General features: G+C 55.7%; 1 protein-coding gene. It reads right to left on the bottom strand.

The window, feature by feature from the left end; translation table 11 throughout:
* A partial coding sequence (locus Q4563_RS23220; RefSeq protein WP_336623076.1) for an AMP-binding protein occupies positions 1 to 230 on the bottom strand: 230 nt, incomplete at both ends.

Here is a 230-nt window from a genome sequence, read left to right as displayed (position 1 = left end):
AATCGACACCGTATCACCCTTGCCAATTCCTCGTTTGCGCAAAGCACTGGCCAGCTGCACACAACGGCGATAGGTTTCATCCCAGTTACGGCGCACATCCCCATGAATCACTGCCGGTCGCTGCGGATAGACCAGCGCTGCCCGTTGCAGATATGACAGCGGACTGAGCGCCTGATAGTTGGCAGCTGCCGCGTCGAGGTGTTGGTCATAGATATTGTCAGTCATCGTAT

The sequence above is a fragment of the Gilvimarinus sp. 1_MG-2023 genome, assembly GCF_030548285.1.
The sequence above is the reverse complement of the archived record's forward strand: the minus strand, read 5'-3'. Positions and strand labels throughout refer to the sequence as shown.